Raw genomic sequence first — 21,257 nt, forward strand, 5'->3', positions numbered from 1 at the left:
TTCAGTGGCTGACACTCCGCCATCGCGGGCAAGCCCGCTCCCACAGGGTAAGTGGTGTACTTGCTATCGGGTTCGGCCACAAAAGCGCCGAGGGCAAACTACTCTGCTGTTCTAGCGTAGGCCTTATTGCGTGGATCGAACGATTGATTGCCCTTCGCAGTCCACACTTTGAACCCCATCTTCTGGAGAGCGTTCCATGTCTGACCGCTATATCGACTTCGCCAACTCGTCCATCGGCCACCGTCTGGTCGGGGCCTTGGGCCTGCCGTCGCCGGTGCGGCTGGAACGCTGGCAGGCCGGGCGCCTGCGGCCGGTGGAGGGTGCGCTGCTGATCGGCGGCGGGCCGCTGGCCGAGCGGGTCAGCACCTTCGCCAATCGCCTGACCGATGCGATCTACCGCTACGGCGACCAGCCGGCGACCGCCACCCAATGGATTCCCGGTCACGGCCCGAAACTCAAGGCCGTGGTGTTCGACGCCAGCGATTTGCAGCACACCGACCAGCTGAAGCAACTGCGTGAGTTCTTCCAGCCGCTGATGAAGAACCTCGACAGCAGCGCGCACCTGGTAATCCTCGGCCGCGCTCCGGAAACCCTGCGCGAACCGTTCGCCGCCAGTGCGCAGCGCGCGCTCGAAGGCTTCTCCCGCTCGCTGGCCAAGGAGCTGCGCAGCGGCGGTACGCTGCAACTGATCTACGTCGGCGACGGCGCCGAGGATCAGCTCGAAGGGCCGCTGCGGTTTTTCCTCTCGCCGAAAAGCGCGTTCGTGTCCGGGCAAGTGATCCGGCTGACGGCCTGCGCCACTCAGGTCACCGACTGGACGCGCCCATTGGCCGGGCGCAAGGCGCTGGTCACCGGTGCGGCGCGCGGCATCGGCGCCTCCATCGCCGAAACCCTGGCCCGTGACGGCGCCGAAGTGATCCTGCTCGACGTACCCCCCGCGAAAACCGATCTGGAAGCCCTGGCCGCTCGCCTCGGCGGGCGCGCCATCACCCTCGACATATGCGCCGAAGACGCGGCGACGCAACTGATCGAAGAGCTGCCGGACGGCCTCGACATTCTGGTCCACAACGCCGGCATCACCCGCGACAAGACCCTGGCCAACATGACCCCGGAATTCTGGGACGCGGTGCTGGCGGTCAACCTCAACGCGCCGCAAGTGCTGACCAAGGCCCTGCTCGATAGCGGCACCTTGCGCGATAACGCCCGGGTGATTTTGCTGGCGTCGATCAGCGGCATCGCCGGCAATCGCGGGCAGACCAATTACGCGGCGAGTAAGGCAGGCCTGATCGGGCTGGCCCAGGCCTGGGCCCCGACGCTGCTGGAACGTGGCATCAGCATCAACGCCGTGGCGCCGGGTTTCATCGAGACCCAGATGACCGCGCACATCCCGTTCGGCCTGCGTGAAGCCGGGCGGCGCATGAGTTCGCTGGGCCAGGGCGGCCTGCCGCAAGACGTCGCCGAAGCCGTGGCCTGGCTGGCGCAACCGGGCACCGGCGCGTTCACCGGGCAAGCGCTGCGGGTGTGCGGCCAAAGCGTTCTGGGGGCCTGAACATGACCATCGAATGGCAAACCCTGCACCACGAGCCGAGCCTGCCGGGGCTGTACGCCCGGGCGGCGACCCGACGCAAAATCACCGGCACCACACTGCCTCACAAAGGTTTGCGCTGCGCCGTCGAAGTGGATGGCAAACGTCTGGCGGCGTATCGCGAGGTCTGCGGTTTCACCGATGACGGCCTGCTGCCGCCGACCTATCCACATATCCTGGCGTTCGCCCTGCAGATGCAATTGCTGACCGCCAAGGAGTTTCCGTTTCCGCTGCTGGGGCTGATTCATCTGAGCAACCGCATCCGCGTATTGCGGCCAATGGGCGGGATCAGTCGCGCGCAAGTCAGTGTCCGGGTGCATAACCTGCAACCGCATCCAAAGGGCGCGACCTTCGATCTGCTGACCACCCTCGACGATCAACTCGGCCCGTTGTGGGAAGCCGAAAGCCGGATGCTCTGTCGTGGCGTGAAGCTCGAAAGTGAACCGGTCGAGCAGACTTGGGAGCCGACGCTGCCCCTCGCGCAAGTGGCGCAATGGAAGGCCCCGGCGGACATCGGCCGGCAGTACGCGAAAGTCTCCGGCGACTACAACCCGATCCACCTGAGTGCCGCCAGCGCCAAACTCTTCGGTTTCCCTGCGGCCATCGCCCACGGTCTGTGGAACAAGGCCCGCACCCTGGCGGCACTGGCGGATCATCTGCCCAAGGCCAACCTTGAGGTCACCGTGCACTTTCGCAAACCGGTGCGCCTGCCGAGCGAGGTGAGTCTGTTCGCCAGCGCGGCCGGTTCCAGCGGTGAATTACGCCTGATCGGCGCCGGGGATCTGGAGCACATGGTGGGCAACTGGCAACCGGTTGCCTGACATCGAGGGCGGGAAAACCTGCTCAATTGTGTATATATCACTTAAGTTTTGCCGCGCCGCACACGCGACGTCGCCGAATTTCCAGCCTTGATTTTCAAGGCTTTTTTTTACGCGCCTATATCCTCGGTATTAGTCGTTAGGCGGCATTCGCGGCCGCCTGCATAAAGGCGTTAATACCAACTGGAGAATGGCATCGATCCAGCCTTGCGACTGATATGAGCACAACGGACGAAGGCATTGCCGGCAACAGAACCGGCAAGCCGTCGAAGACAACGAACGTTGTGACAGGTGCAAGGAATAACGCTCATGAAAACTCAGATGAAAGTTCAAGCGTCTTGGTGCAAATCGGCAACAGCACTCGCCCTCATTCTCTCCCTCGGTCTGGCCGGTTGCAGCAGTGGCGGTGGCGGTCATCACAGTAGTTCCGGCAGCTCTTCCCCGAGCGATTCCACCACTGGCACGGGTGGCACTGGAGGAACGGGTGGAACCGGCGATACTGCGGGCACCGGTGGCACTGGCGGAACAGGGGGAACGGGCGGCACCACCACGCCGACCAATCCTACAGATCCGACCAATCCAACCAACCCGACAGATCCAACCAACCCGACCAATCCGACCACCCCTGCGCTGGTCACCACCACGCTGGTGCAGGACGTCGGCAATACCGTAAGCGGCGTCGGCGATGGTGTCGGCCAGGTCGGTGACTCCCTGAGCGGCGTGCCGGTCGTTGGCGGCGTGGTGCAAAGCGCAGCCAAAACCGCAGGCAACGTGGTGACCACGCTGGGCGATGGCGTTGCCAATGGCATCGGCAAACTGGCAAGCACCGACAATGGTCTCGGCGTCACCGCTTCGGCAGTTGGCGGCGTGGTACAGGATGTCGGCAATGGCGTGTCCGACCTGAGCGGCAAACTGGCGACTGCTACCGGCAGTGTTCCGGTGGTTGGCGGAGTGGTCACCCGCGTCGCACCGGTGCTCAACGGCGTCGGTGAAAGGGTCACGATGCTCGGCGATACGCTGAGCACCGCTACTACCACCGGCCCGCTCGGCTCGGTGACCAAAGAAGTGGGCAGCAAATTGGTGCCGGTGATTGCCATGGTCGAAAGCACCACGGACAAGCTCGGTAGCGCGACAGGTTTGGGTGTCCCTCTGAACGGGGTGATCCAGAAGGTTGGCAGCACGGTCGACGGTTTGGGCAACAATGTGACCGGTGCGGGTAACGGAAACGCATTGACCAACACCGTCGGCGGCGCGCTGAGCAACGTCGGCACGGCAGTTGGCAAGGCCGGCGGCCTGGTCGACAACGGCACCGGTTCAGGGACTGGCGGTGGCCTGGGCAACAACGGCCTGCTGCAAACCGTGGGCGGCGCGGTCGTCAATGTCGGCAACGGCTTGAGCACCGGCAACGGCACGCTCGCCGCACCTGGCGGTGTGCTGGCATCCGTCGGCAATACCGTGGCCTCGCTCAACACGGCACTCGGTGGCTCGGGTTCACCGATCACCAGCCCGACGACGCCTTTGGCAACCTTGGGTAATAACGTTGGTGCCGGACTTGCTCCGGTCACCACGGCGGTCACCAGCCTGACCCAGAATGTCGGCGCCGCGACCGGGCTGGGTACCCCGGTCGCCGGCCTCACCGGCCAGGTCGGCGGTGCCGTCGGCAACCTCGGCAACACGATTGCCGGCACCAACAGCAACCCGGTAGTGGCGGCGGTCGGCAACACCGTCACCACAGTGGGCAACACCGTCACTGCGGTGGGTGGGCTGGTCAACGGCGGCACCACCACCGGAACCGGCGGCGGACTGGGTGGTGTCCTCGGCGGCCTGACCGGTGCCTTGGGCGGCAACAAACGCTGATTTGCACCTGGCCGATTCGACGGCCGAACCTACAGCGCCTACGCTTGGTTGAGGGCGGAAGATTCCCACGAGTCTTCCGCTTTTTTCTTAGGAGAAACCCGCCAGGTGCCGGGGTTTGAACATGGAGTGTCCTATGCGCGTCATAGCGTCCCTGCTATTCCTCAGCCTCAGTTCCGTCACGTTCGCCGACTCCCTGCCGAGCTTCCTCAACAGCAACGAAACCATCCGCAACCTGCCGGTGCCGAACCTGCCCGCCGATGCCTACCGACCGAGTGCCGCACCGTTGCAAGTGCCAGAACCCGGCGCCGTCACAGAACCGCTGATGATGAGTACGAAGATCAATCTGCGAACCGTGCAGATCGAAGGCGGCACACTCTACCCGCTCAACGAACTGGCGGAGATCTACAAACCCCTGATCGGTCGCGAAGCCAGCCTCGCCGACCTGATCGAAGCGACCCGCAACATCACCCGTCGTTACCAGAATGACGGCTACCTGTTGTCCTATGCGTTCCTGCCGCAACAGACCTTCGAGGACGGCGTCGCCAGAGTGGTGTTGGTGGAAGGCTACGTGCGGGACGTTCAGGTGCAGGGCGACATCGGCCGGGTCAAAGGTCTGCTCGACAAACTGATTGCGAAAATCCAGGCCGAACGCCCGCTGACCCGCAAGACCTTCGAACGCTACACCACGCTGATGACCCGCATTCCCGGCGTGACGATCCAGGCCCAGGTGCCACCACCTGGCACCACCGACGGTGCAACGACGCTGGTGGCCCAGGCCAGCCGCAAACCGTTCACCAGCACCCTGAGCACCACCGAAGACAACCGCAACGGCACTCAGGCCCTGCTGGGCGTGAGCAGCAACTCACAAACATCGATGGGCGAGCAACTGACCCTCAGCGGCCTGTTCCCGCCGGGAGATGATCACGAACATTACTACCGGCTGGACTACAACCAGTTCATCAATGACGAAGGCGCGCAACTGAACCTGTCCGCTTCGCGCTACCGCGCCGATCCCGGCACCAACGTGTTGCTGAGTAACGGCCTGCAACTCAAGCCACACCGTGAAAACGATCGTTACTCGCTCGGTTTCACCCTGCCGCTGATTGCCGCCTCGAATGAGCTGCTGACCGCCGGATCGCGCTTTTATGCTGTCAATGACAAGACCCGCTACAACGTCATCGGCTACCCGCTGAGCGTCGAAGAACGCACCGACATCCGCGCCCTCGCCTTCGAAAGCGACTGGCGCAAGGCCGATGCACGGCAACTGCGGATCCTCAGTGGCGGCGTGTATCAGGGCTTCGACAGCCTGGGCGCGCACACCAACAACAGCGCCACCGATCTCGACTTCTTTCGGGTGCGCGTTTCGGGCGTGCAGAGCGACAAATTCCTCGATAACTGGCAAGGGGTACTGTCGGCCGCACTGTACTGGAGCGACGACACCCTGCCCGACAGCGAACGCGCCGTTTTCGGCGGCCAGAATTTCGGCCGCGGTTATCCCGACGATCAGGCGTCGGGCGACAAGGGCTGGGGCGTGGCTTACGAGATCAACTACAGCTTCAACCGCGACGGCAACTGGGTGCGCATCCTGCAACCGTACTTCGTGCTCGACCGCTCGCGCAGCTGGTTCAACGAATTGCCGGTGCAGGCCAACAACCTGTCATCGGCAGCGTTCGGCCTGAGATTCGGCGATGCGAAGTACTACAACATTGCCCTGGAAGCGGCCAAGGCGATGTCGGATGAAGCGCTGGACACCTTCAATCGCCGGCCGCGCTACAGCATCAGTTTCAGTTATCAGTTATAGGCCGCTGTCGCAGGCAACTGCGGTTGCCTGCGACAGTGCGACTACTGCTTGTCGATCTTGCCACCCGCATCCGGGTCGTAGAAGTCGGGAATCTCATACTTGTACTTCTTCAGCCAGCGCTGCATTGCCAGCTCACGTTCGGTGGCCGTGGCCGCCTGAGGATCGGGGGACGCCGCCTTGTTGCGGCTTTGCAGCAACAGCCAGCCTTCGGTTTCCTGCTGCTGGGCCGAGGCCGGGCCGGCATCGATTGCCAGTGCACCGAGCGGCAGACTCAGCAGACTCAGGCAGCAAAGAGTCTTGAACGTGTTCATGGCACCTCCTTGAGGCTCACTTGATCGTCGCCGGTTGCGCATCAACTGCCACCGCGACCTGATTGCCAGCGACGGGTCTGGCCTTGACCGGCGACTTGAGTTTCTCCGCGCGTTCCTGGGCATCGGTGAACTGTTCCGGGGTCAGGTGCGCGCGGCTGACCACTTCCGCGGCTTGCTGCCAGTTGTTCTGATAGAGCAGCAGGGTCACCAGATTCAGCGTCGCCAATTGATTGTTCTGTTTCAACTCGATGGCCGTCAGAAACTCGAAGCGAGCGTCCTCGAGCCGCAGCTGATTGAGGTACACCACGCCCAGATCGTTGCGGATGTCTTCATTGGTTGGCGCCAGTCGCGCCGCCCGTTGCAGGTGGGCCTGCGCCTGGCCGTTGTCGCCACGGGCGGCGTACAACTGGCCCAGGCCATGTTCGGCGTCGGCGTTCAGGCACGTGCCGAGCAGGCTGCGATACAACGGCTCGGCTTCGCTGCGTCCCAGCAGGCGATAGACCTTGGCCTTGCGCAGCCGCACCTCGACGAGGTTGTCGGGCAGCCCCTGCAGGTTGGCCAGACTGGCGTGCAGCTTGCCGTCGTTGACCAGGTCATCCGCCAGGTTCAGCGACAGCTCCTGCTCGGAACTCAACTTGCTGCAATTGGCCGGCGCCAGCATCGTCGTCCACGGCGCCTGACCGTCCGTTGCACAACCGCCAAGCAGCAACAGACTTGCCACAACCATCAGTGCTTTCATCCATCGCTCTCCATTGCCATTGTCAGGACGCAAACGCCCGGGTGATTGCGGTGAAACCGGGGCCTGCCAAAACGATCAGCAAGGCCGGAAACAGCAGCAGCATCATGACCACCGACATCTTCGCCGACATCTTCGAAATGTATTCCTGCAAGCGTGTCAGGCGTCGGTCATCCAGCAGTTGCTTGAGCGTCAGCAGCGATTTCATCGCGCCGCCGCCCTGTTGAATCAGTTGTTGCAGGATCACGCAGGTGTCGGTGAACTCATCCACCGCCAGCATCACGGCCGCCTTGTTCAGCTCTTGTCCGAGTTCCAGGCCCGAGTCGACCCGGGCCAGAATCAGGTGCAGTTCGCTGGTCAGTTCCGGCAGCAGTTTCTGCCCTTCAATGCTGAGCACGCGCAGGGCCTGTTCGACGGCCATGCCGGACTCGAACAGGATCCGCAGCAACGGAATGAACGTCGACACTTCCACCGCAATGATTTTCTGCCGGCGGGCAGCGGCATACGCCAGCAGGCGTTTGGGCAGCAAATAGCCGACGCCGGTGGCGATCATCGGCACCAGCCAGCCGTTGGGAGCGAGGGGGAAAAACACTTCTTTCAAAAACACGCCCAGCCCCAGTGTCAGCAGCGGCGTGCCGATCTGGCAGGCGGCAAACAGCGAGCGCTCGCTGGCCCGACGCCAGCCGAGGCGGCTGAGCAGAATCTGGGTTTCACTGTCGATGCTCACCGAGCGCTGTCCGAACCGGCTGCTGCCCAGTGCCCGCAGCCAGTTGCCGAAACGGTTCTCGCGCACCAGGTGCCCCTGCAGACGCTGGTTGACCTGACGTACCCGACGCCGCTCGGTCAACAGGTGATTGCCGACCAGCAACAACGCCCCGAGCAACAGCATGAGACTGGCCAGCATCAGCATGTCAGACACTCCTCAACATGCGCCACAGCGCCAGGCAACCGGAAACCTGCAATACCACCGCGACAATCAGCATGGTCCGGCCGCCCGAGTCGTTCCACATGCCGAGCATGTAGCCGGGATTGGTCAGCACGAAGTAACTGACCAGGATCACCGGCAGCGATCCGAGCACCCAAGCGGTCATCCGGGTTTCGCCGGTCAGCGCGCGCAGTTGGCGGGCCCCCTGGTCGCGTTCGCGGATCAGTTTGATCAGGTTCTCCAGCAATTCGCTGGCGTTGCCGCCGTAGCGGTGGTTGACCTTCAGGCCCAGGGCGAACATGCGCAGTTCGTCCTGCTCGTAGAGCTCGGCGAAATCGCTGACCGCGTCCGGCAGGTTCACTCCCAGCTGCACGTTGCGCTGCACCCGGCCCATCGCGGCTTTCAACGGGTCCTCACTGGCTTCGATACCGCCCATTACTGCATCGCTCAGGGTCCGGCCGGACTTGAGGCTGCGCACGGTGTGATCGAGCAACTGCGGCAGCTGTTCGATCATCCGATTGAGCCGGCGCCGATACCGCCACGCGATGTACAGCCGCAAAATCAGCGGCGGCGCCAGTATCAGCACCAGCAAACCGATCCAGTCGGCCATCAGGTAACCCAGCATCATGGCCACGACCCACAACGACAGCCAAAGCCCGAAGTGCTCGTCAGGCCGGCCGAGGCCCGCCCGCAGAAACATCCGCTCCAGCCCGGTCCACGAGGCTTTTTCGGCGACGCCCTGGGGTTGCCCGGCGGCGAGGCGCGAGAGCACCCGTTCGTTGGCGGTCTTGCGCACACCCTGCAGGAACAGGCGAATCGACAGCCCCAGTAACAGCAGGCAGAGGACGATCAGAATCACCGGTCCGATCATGACGAAGGCTCCATGCGTTCAGCCCAGACTCGACTCGTGCCGCAACTTGTCGCCGGCCGGGTTGACCGCCTCGCGCAAGAAGCCGAAACCGGTGCGTCGATCCAGCCGGAACAGGGTGTTGGTGACGTAGACATCTTCGCGCACGCCGACCACTTCCACCACTTCACTGACACAGCGGCGGCCATCGGGCATGCGGGTCAATTGAATGATCACGTCGAGTGCCGCGCAGATCATCTGCCGCAGGGTGCGTTCGGCCACCGTGCGCCCGGTCAGGCCAACCAGGGTTTCCAGACGCAGCAATGCATCCTGGGCGTTGTTGGCGTGGACCGTGCTCATCGAGCCGTCGTGACCGGTGTTCATCGCCGTCAGCACGTCGAGCACTTCGACGCCACGGATCTCGCCGAGAATGATCCGGTCCGGGCGCATCCGCAGGGCGTTGCGGATCAGGTCGCTGGCCTTGACCTCGCCGTGGCCCTCGGCATTCGGCGGGCGGGTTTCCAGACGCACAACATGAGGGTGGCCGAGCTGCAGTTCGGCGACGTCTTCGATGGTCACCAGTCGCTCATGAGGGTTGATCAATTGGCTGAGGATATTCAGCAGCGTGGTCTTGCCGGTGCCCGTGCCGCCGCTGATCAGGATGTTGCAGCGCTTGCCCACGGCCTCCTGGAAGCACTCGAAAATCGGCAGGTCGATGGTTTGCATCGCAATCAGGTCGCTGCTCTTGAGCATGTCCTTGCGGAATTTCCGAATCGACAGACAGGGGCCGTCGAGGGCGATCGGCGGGATGATCGCGTTGACCCGGCTGCCGTCCGGCAGGCGCGCATCGACCATCGGCGAAGACTCGTCCAGCCGCCGACCGAGGGGCGCGAGAATGCGCTGCATGACCCGCTCGACGTGGTGTGCATCGATGAAGCGCAGGTCACTCAGATGCAGTACACCGTCGCGCTCGACGAACACCCGGTGCGGGCCGTTGACCAGAATCTCGGTCACGACGGTGTCGCGCAGCAACACTTCCAGCGGGCCGAATCCGGTCAGTTCATCGACGATTTCTTCCGCCAGCCGCTCCATCTCGTAACGCGAAATCGCCAGGTGCAAACGGGCAATGTATTCGGCGACCTTGTCGGTGACGAATTGCGCCAGCAATTGCCGCGAACCTTCCAGGAGGTTTTTCCCGGACTCCTCGATGGCATCGATGATGTAGCGATGCAGGACCAGTTTCAGGCCTTCGTGATCGGTGTTGCCCGACTGCCCGCGCGCCGGCGCACCGAAGAGTTTTTCCGGGCTCATGAGGTGCCTCGCAACCGGTCGAACCAGGTGACCTTGGGTTTGGCCAGGCCTTCGGAGCGTTTGGCCAGCCGTTCGCCGAGTACCCGCAGGTTCTGGGTGAGTTTCTCCCGGGGCGCCAGTTCAAACAGGCTGACGCCCTGGTTCTTGGCGTTCAGGCGCAGCTCCGGACTGAAGGCCAGCACCGCGATCACTTCCAGGTTGAAGGTCTTGCCGAGGGTGTCCGCATCCGGCGCGACGTTGCTCAGATAGCGATCGACCAGCAGCCGCCCGTGATCGAGCTTCATGCCTTTTTCGCGCCACAGATTGAACACCGCCAGGTTGCGCCGGCAATCGAGAACATTCTGGTCGGTGTACCAGATCAGCTTGTCGCAATGGCTGACAAAGGTGCGCAGGGCTTCGCTATCAGGCTGGCCGGTGAGGTTCACGACAATGTGCTGGAAGTGCTGGCGCAAGGCGCTGAGCAGCATGTACAGCTCGGCGGCGCTGGTGCTTTCCAGTGGTTCGTCATTGTCGGCGTAGGCCAGAATCCGCAGACCCGCTTCGGCGCTGGTGAACGCACTGTCGATCAGCGTCGCGTCGAGCCTGCGCAGGTGGCGCAAGGCATCGCCGAAGTGGAACGAACTCTCCAGCCCCAGCAGCGCCAGGCTGTCGCCACGGGGCAGCCCGAGATCCAGCAGCAGCGTTTGCTGCCCGCTTTTTTGCACCACCAGTGCCATATGGTTGGCCAGTAGCGCGCCGTCCGAACTGCTCTGTACGCCGTACAACACCGTCAGGCCGCCCAGTTGTGCATTGTGGGTCACCGGCGGCAAGCGTTTGCTCAAGCGGCGTACGAGCCCGGCCACTTCGCTGGAGCGCGAACCGTAAGCTACAAAGTCCCTCGCCCCGGCGCGCATCGCATTCAGCACAAGCTGGTTATCCATGCCGTCGCCCAAGGCAACGATTGCCAGCATCGGCTTGGCCTCCAGTGCACCTTCAATCAGCGCGCTCTGGGCCACCACGTGCTCACGGTCGAGGCCGACGAACACCAGGCTGGCGAAGGTCACATCCACCAGCGCGAGCAATTCGTCGAGGCTGCCGCCACCGGCACTGACCACCTGGCCCAACGGCGCAAGCGCGCTTTGCAACCACTCCAGATCGGTGTTGTTGCGGGTGATGGCGAGAAAGGTCTGACTCAGGCTCTGGCTCATTGGGACAACCCGCTGCGCTTGTCGAAGTTACCGTTCTCCAGGAAGAACATGCGGTAGAAATTAGGGTCGTAGTTGCGCAGTTTTTCACCAGGCAACGACGGCAGTTGTGCTTCCGCCGAGAGCGGACGAACCAGGTGCGGGGTAACGATCATCAGCAACTCACGCTCTTCGCGTTTGATCTGCGAGCTCTTGAAAAAAGCCCCGAGCACCGGGATATCGCCCAGCCCCGGAAACTTGTCGACCTGGGAACTGTTGGTGGTGCTGATCAGACCGCTGATGACAAAACTCTCGCCATCGGCCAAGGAAATGCTGGTGTCGGTGCGGCGGATGGCCAGGGCCGGCACCGTGGTGCCGGCGATGTTCACCGCTTTGCTGAAATCCAGTTCGCTGACTTCCGGTGCCACTTTCAGGGCGATGCGATCATGGCTGATGATGGTGGGCGTCAGGGTCAGGCGGATGCCGAATTCCTTGTATTCGATCGATACGTTGTCGCTGCCGGAACTGGGCACCGGAATCGGAATCTGCCCGCCCGCGAGGAAACTTGCGCTTTGCCCGTTCAGGGCGACCAGACTTGGCCGCGCCAGGGTGTAGGCGAAGCCGCTGCCCTCCAGGGCATTGATGATCGCCATGGTCTTGCCGCCGATCCATGAGAAGTTGAACAGCGAGTTGTCCACCGGCAGTCGCGGTTGCGGGACGCCATCGATGGTCGGCAGGGTTCCGGGTGAACCGAACAGGAAATTGCCACGGGTGCCGATCAGCGAAGCCGAGGCCTGTTTGAGCTTGGTGCGGCTGACTTCAACGAAGCGAATGTCGGTCTGCACCTGCGAGGGCAACAGCGCATCATCCGATGGCAGTGCACCGGTGCTGGTCAGTGCCGAGGTGGCGGCGCCCTTGACGAACACCATGCTCTGGCGCGGCTCGCTGGAGCAGCCGGTCCAGACCATGAGACTGGTAGCGCCCGGCGCCACGGCGGTGAGCAGGAACGAGGAATTGCCATTGGCATGCACGTCGGCGATTTTCGGATCGCCGATGGCCAGGCGTGTAATCGCCACCGGGGATTGCATGTCCTGCTGCCAGCCTTCGTTGATTTCGATTACCGGCGGCAAGCGCCCGAGGGCCGCGCAGTTGCCGGTGGCCGCGTGCGCGGCATTGATTGACAGTCCCATCAGCAGCAAGGCCCGGAGCGCGGGATTGAAGGTCGGCCAGGAACGACTCTGCATGCACTTGGATCCTTGCTCAGTCATGGGTTTTGTTGAGGGGTCTGATTGCCGCGAATCACTTCCACTGCGGGCCTTACCGCACCGCCGTGGTTGCCACCGGTAGCAGCCTTCGGCGCCGTCCCCAGCGCCAGCTGAGTGAACTGGAAAAGCTGGCTGTTGGCGGCGACCAGTTTTTCCGGTGCCTGACTTTCGCCGGCCCAATACTTGGCCAGGCGCTGTTCTTCACTGCTGCGCACGGCCAGGCGTAACGTCCCGACCTGAGTGGCGAGCATCATTCGACTCAACAATTGTTCAGGCACCGCCAACACCACGGTGCGCGCGGTGAGCCGGCGCTGGTCCTGCTTGATTTTGTCGTCGGCACTCATGGCGGGAGCGGACGGCTGGCCGTCGTTGGTCAGGCCGTACTGTTCGCCGACACCCAGCACGCGCATGGCCGGCACCACAATCTGTGCCGACTGCTGGGGGTTGCTGGCGTCCTGGCGCAGGAACAACAGCACATCGACGTAATCCCCGGGGATCAACTGCCCGGCCGCACCGATCACTTCATCGACCGACACGGCCAGCGCGCGCTCATCGCGGTGGATCATGCGCGCCAGTGTGCCGCCGGCCTGAAAGCTCTCTTCGTTGAGCCAGGTGCCGGCGCTCAGCTGGCGCCACGGTGTACGGCCCACCGCCTGTTCGAGGGTTCCGAGGCTGCCGGCTGGGGCGCTGCGCAGTTTTTCAACAACCAGATCCGCGGCGGTGAGTGGGGTAAATGGCTGGACGTCACGTACCAGCACCACGACAGGCTGGCGGGTCTGGTCTTCGGCGGCAGCGACGGTGTTTTCGACGGCGACCACTGCCGGCGTGGGAGCCTGCGTAACCGGAGCTGGCTGCCGGCTGAGCACCAGGCCCCAATATCCGACAACGATGGCACCCAGTAAAAGCACCGCTGCAAGGCCTATGGTCACACGACTGTTCACGACGGCTCTCCCTTTCCTGCACTACCAGCCGCACTTCCTGTCAAGGGAATATCGCAATCAGGCAGCGATGAACAACCAACGATTTCGCTATTTCCAAGCTAGCTGAAACAAGCCAAAACGCCATTACTGACAGGCAAATTACCCACGAAAGTATGGGTGCTGGCCAATTAGCAGTCGAAATACAGGGAAAGGCGGAGCGACTAATCCTTTATGACTAATCCGTTCTTACAGTTGTTGGGTAGGGGTTTGTTGACAATGCTCAAATGGCACGGCGAACGCTTTGCCGCCGCTGTTACATCGGCACCATGAGCGCAAAAAGGAGTGGGCACATGTTTCGAATGATCGTTGATTATTTAATGGCCAGAGCCCTGCTGTTTTACAAACATGAAGACGGTGCTTCGGCAATCGAATACGCCATTGTCGTGGCCATGGTCGCCGTGGTGGTCGTAACTTTTGTCACTCCACTGGGTGATCGGATGCTGGCCACCTTCAACAGCATTCTGGTGTCGCTGGGCGGCACTGCGCAAACCCGGCCAACCGTTCCTTGATCGACAGCACGGTTCCGCCAGCACCTTGCTGATGTCGCGCTACACTCGCTCTTCCATTCAGCTTTCAGGTACTGCCCATGAACGTGTCTTCTTCCCCACGCCAACAGTTGCTTCTGGTTGACGACGAAGAGGACGCGTTGCTGGAGCTGGCGGAGCTGCTGGAAGGCGAAGGTTTCGTCTGTCATACCGCCACATCGGTCAAACTCGCCCTGCATCACCTGACCCGCCATCCCGATATCGCCCTGGTAATCACCGATCTGCGCATGCCGGAGGAAAGCGGCATGTCGCTGATCAAGCGCTTGCGCGAACACACCTCACGCCAGCATTTGCCGGTGATCGTGACATCGGGGCATGCAGATATGGAGGACGTGAGCGACATGCTGCGGTTGCAGGTGCTGGACCTGTTCCGCAAGCCGATCTATCACGTGCGGCTGCTGGAAACCCTCGAAAACCTGTTTCCCAAGCCGAAGATGAATGCCGGCTGAAACGAGCGCCCGGCAGTTCGTTTCAGTGGGCAGTCACCCGCTGACGCAAACCGGGATTGCCCGGCGACAACGCCAACGCCAACTGCGTGCGGTTGTGCATGTGAGTCAGGCGCAACACTTGCGAAACGTAGAGCTTCACGGTGTTTTCGGTAATGCCCAGCTCACAGGCAATCTGATAATTGGTCTGCCCCTTGCCCACCAGGCGCGCCACGTCCAGTTGCCGTGGCGAGAGCTGATTGAAGATCGCCGGGATTTCCAGCTCACCGGCTTCGTGGGCGGTTTCGTCGCTGACCGGCGCCGGCCCGCGCCGCACTTTGTCCAGATCCTGGTAAAGATCATCGATGGACGACGACAGGTCCTGCAGCTTCTGATTCAGATGGCCCAGTTGCAGGGTTTTCTGCCGTTCCTGCAGCATCGCTTCCTGGCGTTGCAGGCCTTCGAGCAATTCATCCAGATTGACCGGTTTCTGGTAGTAGTCGGCGATCCCGGCGCGCAAGGCCTTGATCACGTCCTGCTTGTCGGCGCGACCAGTGAGCATGATGGCTTCGAACGCCCGGTGTTTGCCGGCCAGCCGTTGCAGCTCCTGCACCAGTTGAATGCCGTCCATGTCCGGCATGTGCAAATCGCAAAGCACCAGCCCGATCGCGATGTCGTCCGAAAAACGCTCGATCGCCTCTTTGCTGGACTCGCACGGCACGCAGCGGTAGCCGCTGCTCTCGAGAAATTCACAGAGCTCTTCGACGATCAAAGGCTGATCATCGACAACGAGGACTTTTACCACAGATGTAAGCTTGTTCACGTGCCACTCCATGCCCGGGCCAAAACTGACCATTCCTGTACTGTCAGCCACTGGCTGTATAACTCGCTCCTTTGAAAATAGACCCACTTTCCGACTATGTACATAAGACTAGTGGCATCTGGCGACTAATGGATCCAGGGCAGCGCAAGCACAAAGCCGACCAGCACGAACGGCGCAAATGGCAGCTTTTTTGACATGGATGGCGCCATATATCGAAGACGATTCCTAAGTCGTTGACTCATATGAAGCCAGAGTCTTGGCGCCACCAGCATCCAGACCACGCTCGCCGCACCGGCGCCGATGAAGATCCCGAGCAGCGACAAGCCGTCAGTCGAAAGGCCAAGAGCTGTCATTAATTTCACATCGCCTGCGCCCATTCGCCCCATGAAATACCCCGGCAGCGTGAACGCCAGCGCCACGACACAGGCCCAGCCGCCCTGCACGGCTTCGGCGCCCATCCAGGTCGTACCGAAAGACAACAGATAGATCAGCGCGAAAGCGGCGGCGCCCAGCGTCAGCGCGTTGGCAATCCTTCGTTGCCGGGCATCCTGGGCCGCGCAGGCCGTCAACCAGATCAGAAGGACAAAGCTTTGCATGCGGTAAAAACCGTCCGTTTTTGCTGAATGATTCTATGCTGATACTACGCAGTGACTGTCAGGGTAGACGCACGGATGAAAACCGGCTCTCGGAAGGCGCAAAAAGGTGCGGTGGCGATCGAATTCGCCTTGGTGTTCGTGATCTTTTTCGCGGTGTTTTATGGCCTCGTCAGCTATAGCCTGCCGTTCGTGCTGATGCAGACGTTCAACCAGGTCACCGCCGAGGCCATCCGCCGCGCGGTGGCGGTCGACCCCACGATTCCCAACTATTCCAGCGTACTGGTCACCACCGCCAATGCCGCGTTGACTCAGCAATTGTCGGCGCTGCCGTCGTCGTTGAACGTGGTGGTCGGCACGGATACATCTACGATCTATGACCCGACTCAAGGCACGCTCACCGTCAGCGTCAATTACCCGGTGAGCAAGCTCAATAGAGTCATCCCGTTTCTGGTATTGCCGGGCGTCGGCGCGGTCCCCAGCCTGCCCACCAACCTGACCGCCATTTCGAGCCTGAAATTTTGACTCCGGGTGACAACCTGCTCGGCCGCCTGCTCAAACGGAGCATGGTCGCCAGCGACTTGCCGGACGTGCTCGGCACCCCGCTGACGGGCCTGCACATCCACCTCGACAGCGACGGCGGCGTATTGCAAGTGGCCGGCCCGCTACGCCTGCTGCTGACGCAACAGTCGCCCCGTGACAAACCGTTGCCGTTGCGCGACTACCTGCTGGCGCACAGCACGCTGGCCATCGAGGGCCGCCCACAGGACTGGCAAGGTCAGTTGCTGGATCTGGACTTCCCTGGCCTGGGCGACCAGATCTTGCACCTGCGCGGCTGGGTTCAGCCACTGGGCAATGGCTGGCTGCTGCAACTGATCGACATTGGCGACCTGTTGTCCGAACGCCAGCAAGCGCATCAGCGCGAGGCGTGCCACATGATCGCCGAGCAGATCAGCAAGCAGCTGCGCAGCTGTAGCCTTGGTCGGTTGCCGGTGCTTGTCAGCGAACAATTGCAGGTGATCGCCCAGCGCTGGCAGATCCCGTGCCTGGCGCTCGCCCTGCTCGATGAACAGGAACAAGGCTGGCAGATCCATCAGCAATTTCACGCCCATGACGCACCGGCGCTGTGGCACGACGGCCAGCGTCTGGGCACGCCGCTCGACAGCCTCAATGGCACCGGCCCGCAGCGTCTGGGTGAGCATTACGGCCAGTACGAACACTCGCGGGTCCAGGGCCTGTTCGGCAATGCCGAAGGCTTCGCCGTGCCTTACAGCGATGATCGAGGCGTGATGGCGTGGCTGCTCTGTGGTTTTTACGCGGTGGACAAGACCGCGCCGTATCTGACCGACCGTGACTGGCTGATGCTGGCGGGCGCACTGGCCGGCCCTTTGCTCGGCCGCTTGCGCGAACAACAGCATCAACTGCAATTGGAACGGCTGGAGTCGTTGCAGACCCTGCTCGGCACAGGCTGGTGGGAAATCAGCACCAGCGAGCAGATTCACCTGTCCCCGTCGCTGACCGCCATCCTGCAACAGGGCCAATCGACGCTGACGCTCGATGCCTGGCTGACACTGATCCATCCCGCCGACCGTGAAGAAGTCCGCAGCCGCCTGCAAGCTTTGCAAATGCACGGGGAAATCCTTGACCTGTGCGTGCGCCTGCATGCTCGGGATCCCAGCCAGACACCCGCGTGGTATCGCCTTCAGGGACAAGTCACCGGCACCAGCGAGCATCGGCGGCTGGTGGGTTTCATGCTCGACATCAGCGACATCAAGAACCAGCAGCAACTGGCCGCCACCGCCCATGCGCGGCTGGACAACCTGATCGCCAGTTCGCCGGCGGTAATTTACATCCAGCACTACGTTGAAGGCGCCTTGCTGCCGGCGTTTTTCAGTGCCAGCCTGCAAACGTTGCTGGGCTGGAGCCTGGAGGACTGTGACGCCAGTGCGCTGGCAGAGCGGATTCACCCGGATGACCGGGCCCTGTACTTCGAACGTACCCGGCAACTGCTGCGTGAAGGCTCGGTGCGCGCCCGCTATCGCCTGCGCGACAGTCGCGGCGATTATCACTGGCTGCTCGACGAAGCCCGGCTGCTGCGCAATGACCTCGGCCTGCCAGTAGAAGCCGTCGGATTGTGGCTGGACGTCACCGAAGCGACGCTGGCCGCCGAGCAAGTCAGACAGAGTGAGGAACGCTACCGGATTCTGGTCGAGGACTCGCCGGCGATGATCTGCCGCTATCGTCCGGACCTGATCCTGACGTTCGGCAACCGCCCGCTGGCGACCTATCTGGAATGCGCCCCCGAAGCCCTGGCCGGGGTCGATCTGGGCAGCTGGATGTCCGACGCTCAGCGTGCGGCCTTCGTTGAACGCCTGGCGCAGTTGAGCCCGCAATCTCCCGTCAGCACCGCCGAAATCAACCTGCAATTGCCGGGGCGTGAACATGCGTGGTGGGTGTGGTCGGATCGCGGGGTGTTCGATGAGCACGGAACGCTGATCGAAGTACAAGCCGTTGGCCGCGACAACACTGAAGTGCGCCGCTCCCAACAGCAACTCACACAAAGCGCAAAAATGGCCACCCTGGGCGAAATGGCCACGGGCCTCGCCCACGAAATCAATCAGCCGCTGAACGTCATGCGCATGGCCATCGTCAACGTGCAGAAGCGCCTGAGCAACGGCGATGTGCAGATCGATTACCTGACCGACAAACTCAATCGCATCGACGCGCAGGTGCAGCGCGCCGCCAAAGTGGTGGATCACATGCGGGTGTTCGGTCGCCGTTCCGAGATAGAGCAGCAACTGTTCAACCCGGCCAGCGCCATCGAAGGCACGCTGTCGTTGCTGGCCGAGGGCATGCGTGGCAAAGGCGTGGATTTGCGCATCAGTGAAACTGCATTCGAGGTTCAGGTGCGCGGGTACGTCGATCAGCTTGAACAGGTGTTGATCAACCTGATGGTCAACGCCCGGGATGCGCTGCTGGGCAAACGCGAGTCCGACTCTGGGTTCAAGCCGTGGATATCGGTCTATGCCGAGCGCGACGAGCAGAAGGTGCGGCTGTGGGTCGAGGACAACGGCGGCGGTATCGACCCGCGCCTGCTGGAGCGGATTTTCGAACCGTTCTTCACCACCAAACCGATTGGCGTCGGCACCGGTCTGGGACTGTCAGTGAGTTACGGGATCATCGAGAACATGGGTGGGCACTTGAGCGTGCGCAACTCCTCGGACGGCGCAAGATTCTGCATCGAACTGCCGATCGCCCCCGACGACTAGATCACCAGATAAGCCTTGCCGGTCTGGCCGCAAGTCATGTTGGCACCGACGTCGACGTCCATCAGGTTGATCCCCAGCCCCTTGAGCAAATTGTTGAGCAGCGGATCCAGCAGCGGGCTCACCACGCTGGTAATCACCGGTTGCAGGGTCGTCGTGACATCGCTGATCAGGCTGGCGACGCCGGTGACGATCGCCCCCAGCGGATTGCTGCCCAAGGGTTTGTAAACGATCAGATTGATCCCGGCGAGAGTGCTTGCCAGGCTGTTGACGATGTTGTTCGAGGGCACGGCGGCAATCACGCTCGGCGGCAGTTTCAGGTTGGGTGGTGTGGCAAACGGCGTGCCGCTGGAAAACACCAGATCCTGAGAATTCTGCGCCACGCTGGTGTTGACCATGATCGCGATGCCGCCGGCGGCGTATTGCACGTGGGTGCTCGGATCGCAGCCGCCAAGGCCCAGAATCGTATGGCAGGTGATAATGCCCAGGTCCACCAGCGGCAGCGGAGTGACCGTGGGTTCGGCAGAGGATGAAAACGCGTTGGTCGGGTCGATCTTGCCCAGTTTGAGGTCGGCAATCGACGTGGTGGTGCGGGCGGTCAGGCTTTTGGTGCCGGTGTTGCCGCTCGGGCAGCTGTAGTCGGTGACATAGCTGACGGCGCCGCCGGCATCCAGGCTGATATCGACTTGTGGTGACGGCAACAATAACGGATCCATTCGCTGGCAACCGGAACAGACAAGTGAGTTAAGCAACGAGACCAGATTCAGGCTCAACAGATCATTGACGACCGTGGTCAGAGTGCCGACCAGCCCCAGTACCGCGTTGCTCAGCCCGGGCACCCCGGACAACACCGGCAGATTCACTGAAAGCATCGTGCGAATCTGCGCAGTGCGCACATAAATCCGGTTCGGTCCGGTGGGGTTGGCCCTGGCCAGCGCCGGATCGCCGATCGCGGAAAACTGCGGCGGCTCGATGACCTTGACCCGCACCGTGACATTCGCCAACCCCAACACGCTGATCGGCAGGGTCGCGGACACCGCACTCTTGCTGTTGGCCAGTTGAATCACACCCTGGACCAGCTGCAGCAACTGCAGATTGGCATCCAGTCCGGCGGCCGTGGTGCCGGTCTGCAATTGCAGGATGTCGCCGAGCTTTACCGGCGCGGCATTGATCGCCGCCACTTGCAGCTGGCCCAGCGCGGTAATCACTTCAGCGGTGGCGCCGTTGAGCTGGACCGCCGTAATCGCGGCCTGGATCAATTGGGTCACCGTGGCCTGGGTATTGAGCAACTGGGTGTAATTGCCGGCGGCCACGTTGAGATTGATTGCCAGTTGATTCAGGTAACTGAGCAGGTTGATGTCGGTGTTAAGCAGACCGTTCCAGCCCAGAGCCGTCAGGTTGACGTTGCCCCCGAGCAGCCCCGAGAACAGCTGATTGAGGATGTTCGATTGGGCGGTGTTGATGCTGGCCAGGTTACTGCGGATGTTCAACTGAGCGACGGTCGGCTTGGGTTTGGCCGCCACCGCCGAAGCATAAAGCACGGTGTTGAGACGAACCGGTGTACCGCTGAACAGCGCCTGCACGCCACCGGCGAAACTGGTGGTGACGGTGCGGTTGGCCGCAACCTTGACCGCCTCGGATTGCGTCGCGTCCACCGTAAACGTGCGCAGGCCGGTAGCGGCTGTCGCCAAGTTTCCGCAATCGATCACAAGGACGTTGGTGGCATCGGCGACAAACCCGTTGCGCGTCGCGCTTTGCCCTGCGTAACTGGCGGCGGTGAGGCCCGGCAGGCAATTGCCGCCACGGCTGACGGCTTCGAGGGCGGCGGTGTCCACCAGGCGCTGCAGTTTGCGTTGTTCCATGTACAGGCGGCCGGTGTCCACCACCAGCAGCATCAACACCAGCGCCAGGCTCAGCGTGGCGGCCGCCATCAGGCCGATGGCCCCGCGCTGCCGGGCTGGCCCGCCGCACTGCGGATGACGCAACATGGCGCACTCCTTTGCCGG

At 62.3% G+C, this 21,257-nt stretch carries 19 protein-coding genes; 8 read left to right on the forward strand and 11 right to left on the reverse strand.

Going from position 1 to position 21,257, the window contains the following annotated elements; translation table 11 throughout:
• The first annotated feature begins 196 nt into the window (after window positions 1-196).
• From CAF63_RS12105 to CAF63_RS12120, 4 genes are all read left to right on the forward strand, one after another.
• Window positions 197-1,549 (forward strand): 3-oxoacyl-ACP reductase, encoded by a 1,353-nt coding sequence (locus CAF63_RS12105; RefSeq protein ID WP_085684878.1) that lies wholly within the window; start codon window positions 197-199, stop codon window positions 1,547-1,549.
• 2 nt (window positions 1,550-1,551) lie between these two features.
• Window positions 1,552-2,406, forward strand: coding sequence for a MaoC family dehydratase (locus CAF63_RS12110; RefSeq protein WP_085684880.1), 855 nt, complete (start codon window positions 1,552-1,554; stop codon window positions 2,404-2,406).
• 306 nt (window positions 2,407-2,712) lie between these two features.
• Window positions 2,713-4,260, forward strand: a complete 1,548-nt coding sequence (locus CAF63_RS12115; RefSeq protein WP_178081285.1) for a collagen-like triple helix repeat-containing protein — start codon at window positions 2,713-2,715, stop codon at window positions 4,258-4,260.
• Window positions 4,261-4,393: 133 nt separating this feature from the next.
• The gene (locus CAF63_RS12120) at window positions 4,394-6,061 is read left to right on the forward strand and encodes a ShlB/FhaC/HecB family hemolysin secretion/activation protein (protein ID WP_085684882.1); all 1,668 of its coding nucleotides are present in this window, start codon (window positions 4,394-4,396) and stop codon (window positions 6,059-6,061) included.
• 41 nt (window positions 6,062-6,102) lie between these two features.
• Here CAF63_RS12120 and CAF63_RS12125 read toward each other — a convergent pair whose 3' ends face one another.
• Genes CAF63_RS12125 through cpaB form a run of 8 tightly spaced genes read right to left on the reverse strand, consistent with a single transcriptional unit; the run spans window position 6,103 to window position 13,560 of the window.
• Window positions 6,103-6,372, reverse strand: coding sequence for a DUF3613 domain-containing protein (locus CAF63_RS12125; protein WP_085684884.1), 270 nt, complete (start codon window positions 6,370-6,372; stop codon window positions 6,103-6,105).
• Between the two features lie 16 nt (window positions 6,373-6,388).
• On the reverse strand, window positions 6,389-7,111 hold the full coding sequence (locus tag CAF63_RS12130; protein WP_085684887.1) for a tetratricopeptide repeat protein: 723 nt from the start codon (window positions 7,109-7,111) through the stop codon (window positions 6,389-6,391).
• A gap of 22 nt (window positions 7,112-7,133) precedes the next feature.
• Window positions 7,134-8,018: a type II secretion system F family protein gene (locus tag CAF63_RS12135; RefSeq protein ID WP_085684889.1), complete on the reverse strand. Its 885-nt coding sequence runs from the start codon at window positions 8,016-8,018 to the stop codon at window positions 7,134-7,136.
• Window position 8,019: 1 nt separating this feature from the next.
• Window positions 8,020-8,904, reverse strand: a complete 885-nt coding sequence (locus CAF63_RS12140) for a type II secretion system F family protein (RefSeq protein ID WP_085684891.1) — start codon at window positions 8,902-8,904, stop codon at window positions 8,020-8,022.
• A gap of 18 nt (window positions 8,905-8,922) precedes the next feature.
• A complete protein-coding gene (locus CAF63_RS12145; protein ID WP_085684894.1) occupies window positions 8,923-10,191 on the reverse strand; it encodes a CpaF family protein in 1,269 nt (422 codons plus the stop codon).
• On the reverse strand, window positions 10,188-11,378 hold the full coding sequence (locus tag CAF63_RS12150; RefSeq protein WP_085684896.1) for a pilus assembly protein: 1,191 nt from the start codon (window positions 11,376-11,378) through the stop codon (window positions 10,188-10,190). The genes CAF63_RS12145 and CAF63_RS12150 overlap by 4 nt, the downstream gene beginning before the upstream one ends.
• Window positions 11,375-12,598, reverse strand: coding sequence for a type II and III secretion system protein family protein (locus CAF63_RS12155; protein ID WP_085684898.1), 1,224 nt, complete (start codon window positions 12,596-12,598; stop codon window positions 11,375-11,377). Before CAF63_RS12155 ends, CAF63_RS12150 begins: the two co-directional genes overlap by 4 nt.
• A 20-nt stretch (window positions 12,599-12,618) precedes the next feature.
• Window positions 12,619-13,560, reverse strand: coding sequence for a Flp pilus assembly protein CpaB (gene cpaB, locus CAF63_RS12160; RefSeq protein WP_085684901.1), 942 nt, complete (start codon window positions 13,558-13,560; stop codon window positions 12,619-12,621).
• A gap of 329 nt (window positions 13,561-13,889) precedes the next feature.
• On the opposite strand from cpaB, the gene CAF63_RS12165 reads away from it, so the two are divergent.
• Both CAF63_RS12165 and CAF63_RS12170 read left to right on the forward strand, forming a co-directional pair.
• Complete coding sequence (locus CAF63_RS12165; protein ID WP_178081286.1) at window positions 13,890-14,108, forward strand: Flp family type IVb pilin; 219 nt, start codon at window positions 13,890-13,892, stop codon at window positions 14,106-14,108.
• Window positions 14,109-14,185: 77 nt separating this feature from the next.
• The gene (locus CAF63_RS12170; protein ID WP_085684903.1) at window positions 14,186-14,593 is read left to right on the forward strand and encodes a response regulator; all 408 of its coding nucleotides are present in this window, start codon (window positions 14,186-14,188) and stop codon (window positions 14,591-14,593) included.
• Between the two features lie 22 nt (window positions 14,594-14,615).
• Here CAF63_RS12170 and CAF63_RS12175 read toward each other — a convergent pair whose 3' ends face one another.
• On the reverse strand, window positions 14,616-15,392 hold the full coding sequence (locus CAF63_RS12175) for a response regulator transcription factor (RefSeq protein ID WP_085685437.1): 777 nt from the start codon (window positions 15,390-15,392) through the stop codon (window positions 14,616-14,618).
• A gap of 125 nt (window positions 15,393-15,517) precedes the next feature.
• Window positions 15,518-15,988, reverse strand: a complete 471-nt coding sequence (locus CAF63_RS12180) for a prepilin peptidase (RefSeq protein ID WP_085684905.1) — start codon at window positions 15,986-15,988, stop codon at window positions 15,518-15,520.
• 75 nt (window positions 15,989-16,063) lie between these two features.
• Here CAF63_RS12180 and CAF63_RS12185 point away from each other — a divergent pair, with 75 nt between their 5' ends.
• The gene (locus tag CAF63_RS12185; protein WP_085684907.1) at window positions 16,064-16,510 is read left to right on the forward strand and encodes a TadE/TadG family type IV pilus assembly protein; all 447 of its coding nucleotides are present in this window, start codon (window positions 16,064-16,066) and stop codon (window positions 16,508-16,510) included.
• Window positions 16,507-19,254 (forward strand): PAS domain-containing sensor histidine kinase, encoded by a 2,748-nt coding sequence (locus CAF63_RS12190; RefSeq protein WP_085684909.1) that lies wholly within the window; start codon window positions 16,507-16,509, stop codon window positions 19,252-19,254. Before CAF63_RS12185 ends, CAF63_RS12190 begins: the two co-directional genes overlap by 4 nt.
• Here CAF63_RS12190 and CAF63_RS12195 read toward each other — a convergent pair.
• Complete coding sequence (locus tag CAF63_RS12195; RefSeq protein ID WP_085684911.1) at window positions 19,251-21,239, reverse strand: pilus assembly protein TadG-related protein; 1,989 nt, start codon at window positions 21,237-21,239, stop codon at window positions 19,251-19,253. The two genes, CAF63_RS12190 and CAF63_RS12195, sit on opposite strands and share 4 nt — an antisense overlap.
• Window positions 21,240-21,257 lie beyond the last annotated feature (18 nt).

The sequence above is a fragment of the Pseudomonas sp. B20(2017) genome (genome assembly GCF_002113125.1).
Lineage (GTDB): Bacteria > Pseudomonadota > Gammaproteobacteria > Pseudomonadales > Pseudomonadaceae > Aquipseudomonas.

Coding starts and splice junctions, on each gene's coding strand:
- CAF63_RS12105 (WP_085684878.1), top strand. CDS start 197: ATGTCTGACCGCTATATCGACTTCGCCAACTCGTCCATCGGCCACCGT.
- CAF63_RS12110 (WP_085684880.1), top strand. CDS start 1,552: ATGACCATCGAATGGCAAACCCTGCACCACGAGCCGAGCCTGCCGGGG.
- CAF63_RS12115 (WP_178081285.1), top strand. CDS start 2,713: ATGAAAACTCAGATGAAAGTTCAAGCGTCTTGGTGCAAATCGGCAACA.
- CAF63_RS12120 (WP_085684882.1), top strand. CDS start 4,394: ATGCGCGTCATAGCGTCCCTGCTATTCCTCAGCCTCAGTTCCGTCACG.
- CAF63_RS12125 (WP_085684884.1), bottom strand. CDS start 6,372: ATGAACACGTTCAAGACTCTTTGCTGCCTGAGTCTGCTGAGTCTGCCG.
- CAF63_RS12130 (WP_085684887.1), bottom strand. CDS start 7,111: ATGAAAGCACTGATGGTTGTGGCAAGTCTGTTGCTGCTTGGCGGTTGT.
- CAF63_RS12135 (WP_085684889.1), bottom strand. CDS start 8,018: ATGCTGATGCTGGCCAGTCTCATGCTGTTGCTCGGGGCGTTGTTGCTG.
- CAF63_RS12140 (WP_085684891.1), bottom strand. CDS start 8,904: ATGATCGGACCGGTGATTCTGATCGTCCTCTGCCTGCTGTTACTGGGG.
- CAF63_RS12145 (WP_085684894.1), bottom strand. CDS start 10,191: ATGAGCCCGGAAAAACTCTTCGGTGCGCCGGCGCGCGGGCAGTCGGGC.
- CAF63_RS12150 (WP_085684896.1), bottom strand. CDS start 11,378: ATGAGCCAGAGCCTGAGTCAGACCTTTCTCGCCATCACCCGCAACAAC.
- CAF63_RS12155 (WP_085684898.1), bottom strand. CDS start 12,598: ATGCAGAGTCGTTCCTGGCCGACCTTCAATCCCGCGCTCCGGGCCTTG.
- CAF63_RS12165 (WP_178081286.1), top strand. CDS start 13,890: ATGTTTCGAATGATCGTTGATTATTTAATGGCCAGAGCCCTGCTGTTT.
- CAF63_RS12170 (WP_085684903.1), top strand. CDS start 14,186: ATGAACGTGTCTTCTTCCCCACGCCAACAGTTGCTTCTGGTTGACGAC.
- CAF63_RS12180 (WP_085684905.1), bottom strand. CDS start 15,988: ATGCAAAGCTTTGTCCTTCTGATCTGGTTGACGGCCTGCGCGGCCCAG.
- CAF63_RS12185 (WP_085684907.1), top strand. CDS start 16,064: ATGAAAACCGGCTCTCGGAAGGCGCAAAAAGGTGCGGTGGCGATCGAA.
- CAF63_RS12195 (WP_085684911.1), bottom strand. CDS start 21,239: ATGTTGCGTCATCCGCAGTGCGGCGGGCCAGCCCGGCAGCGCGGGGCC.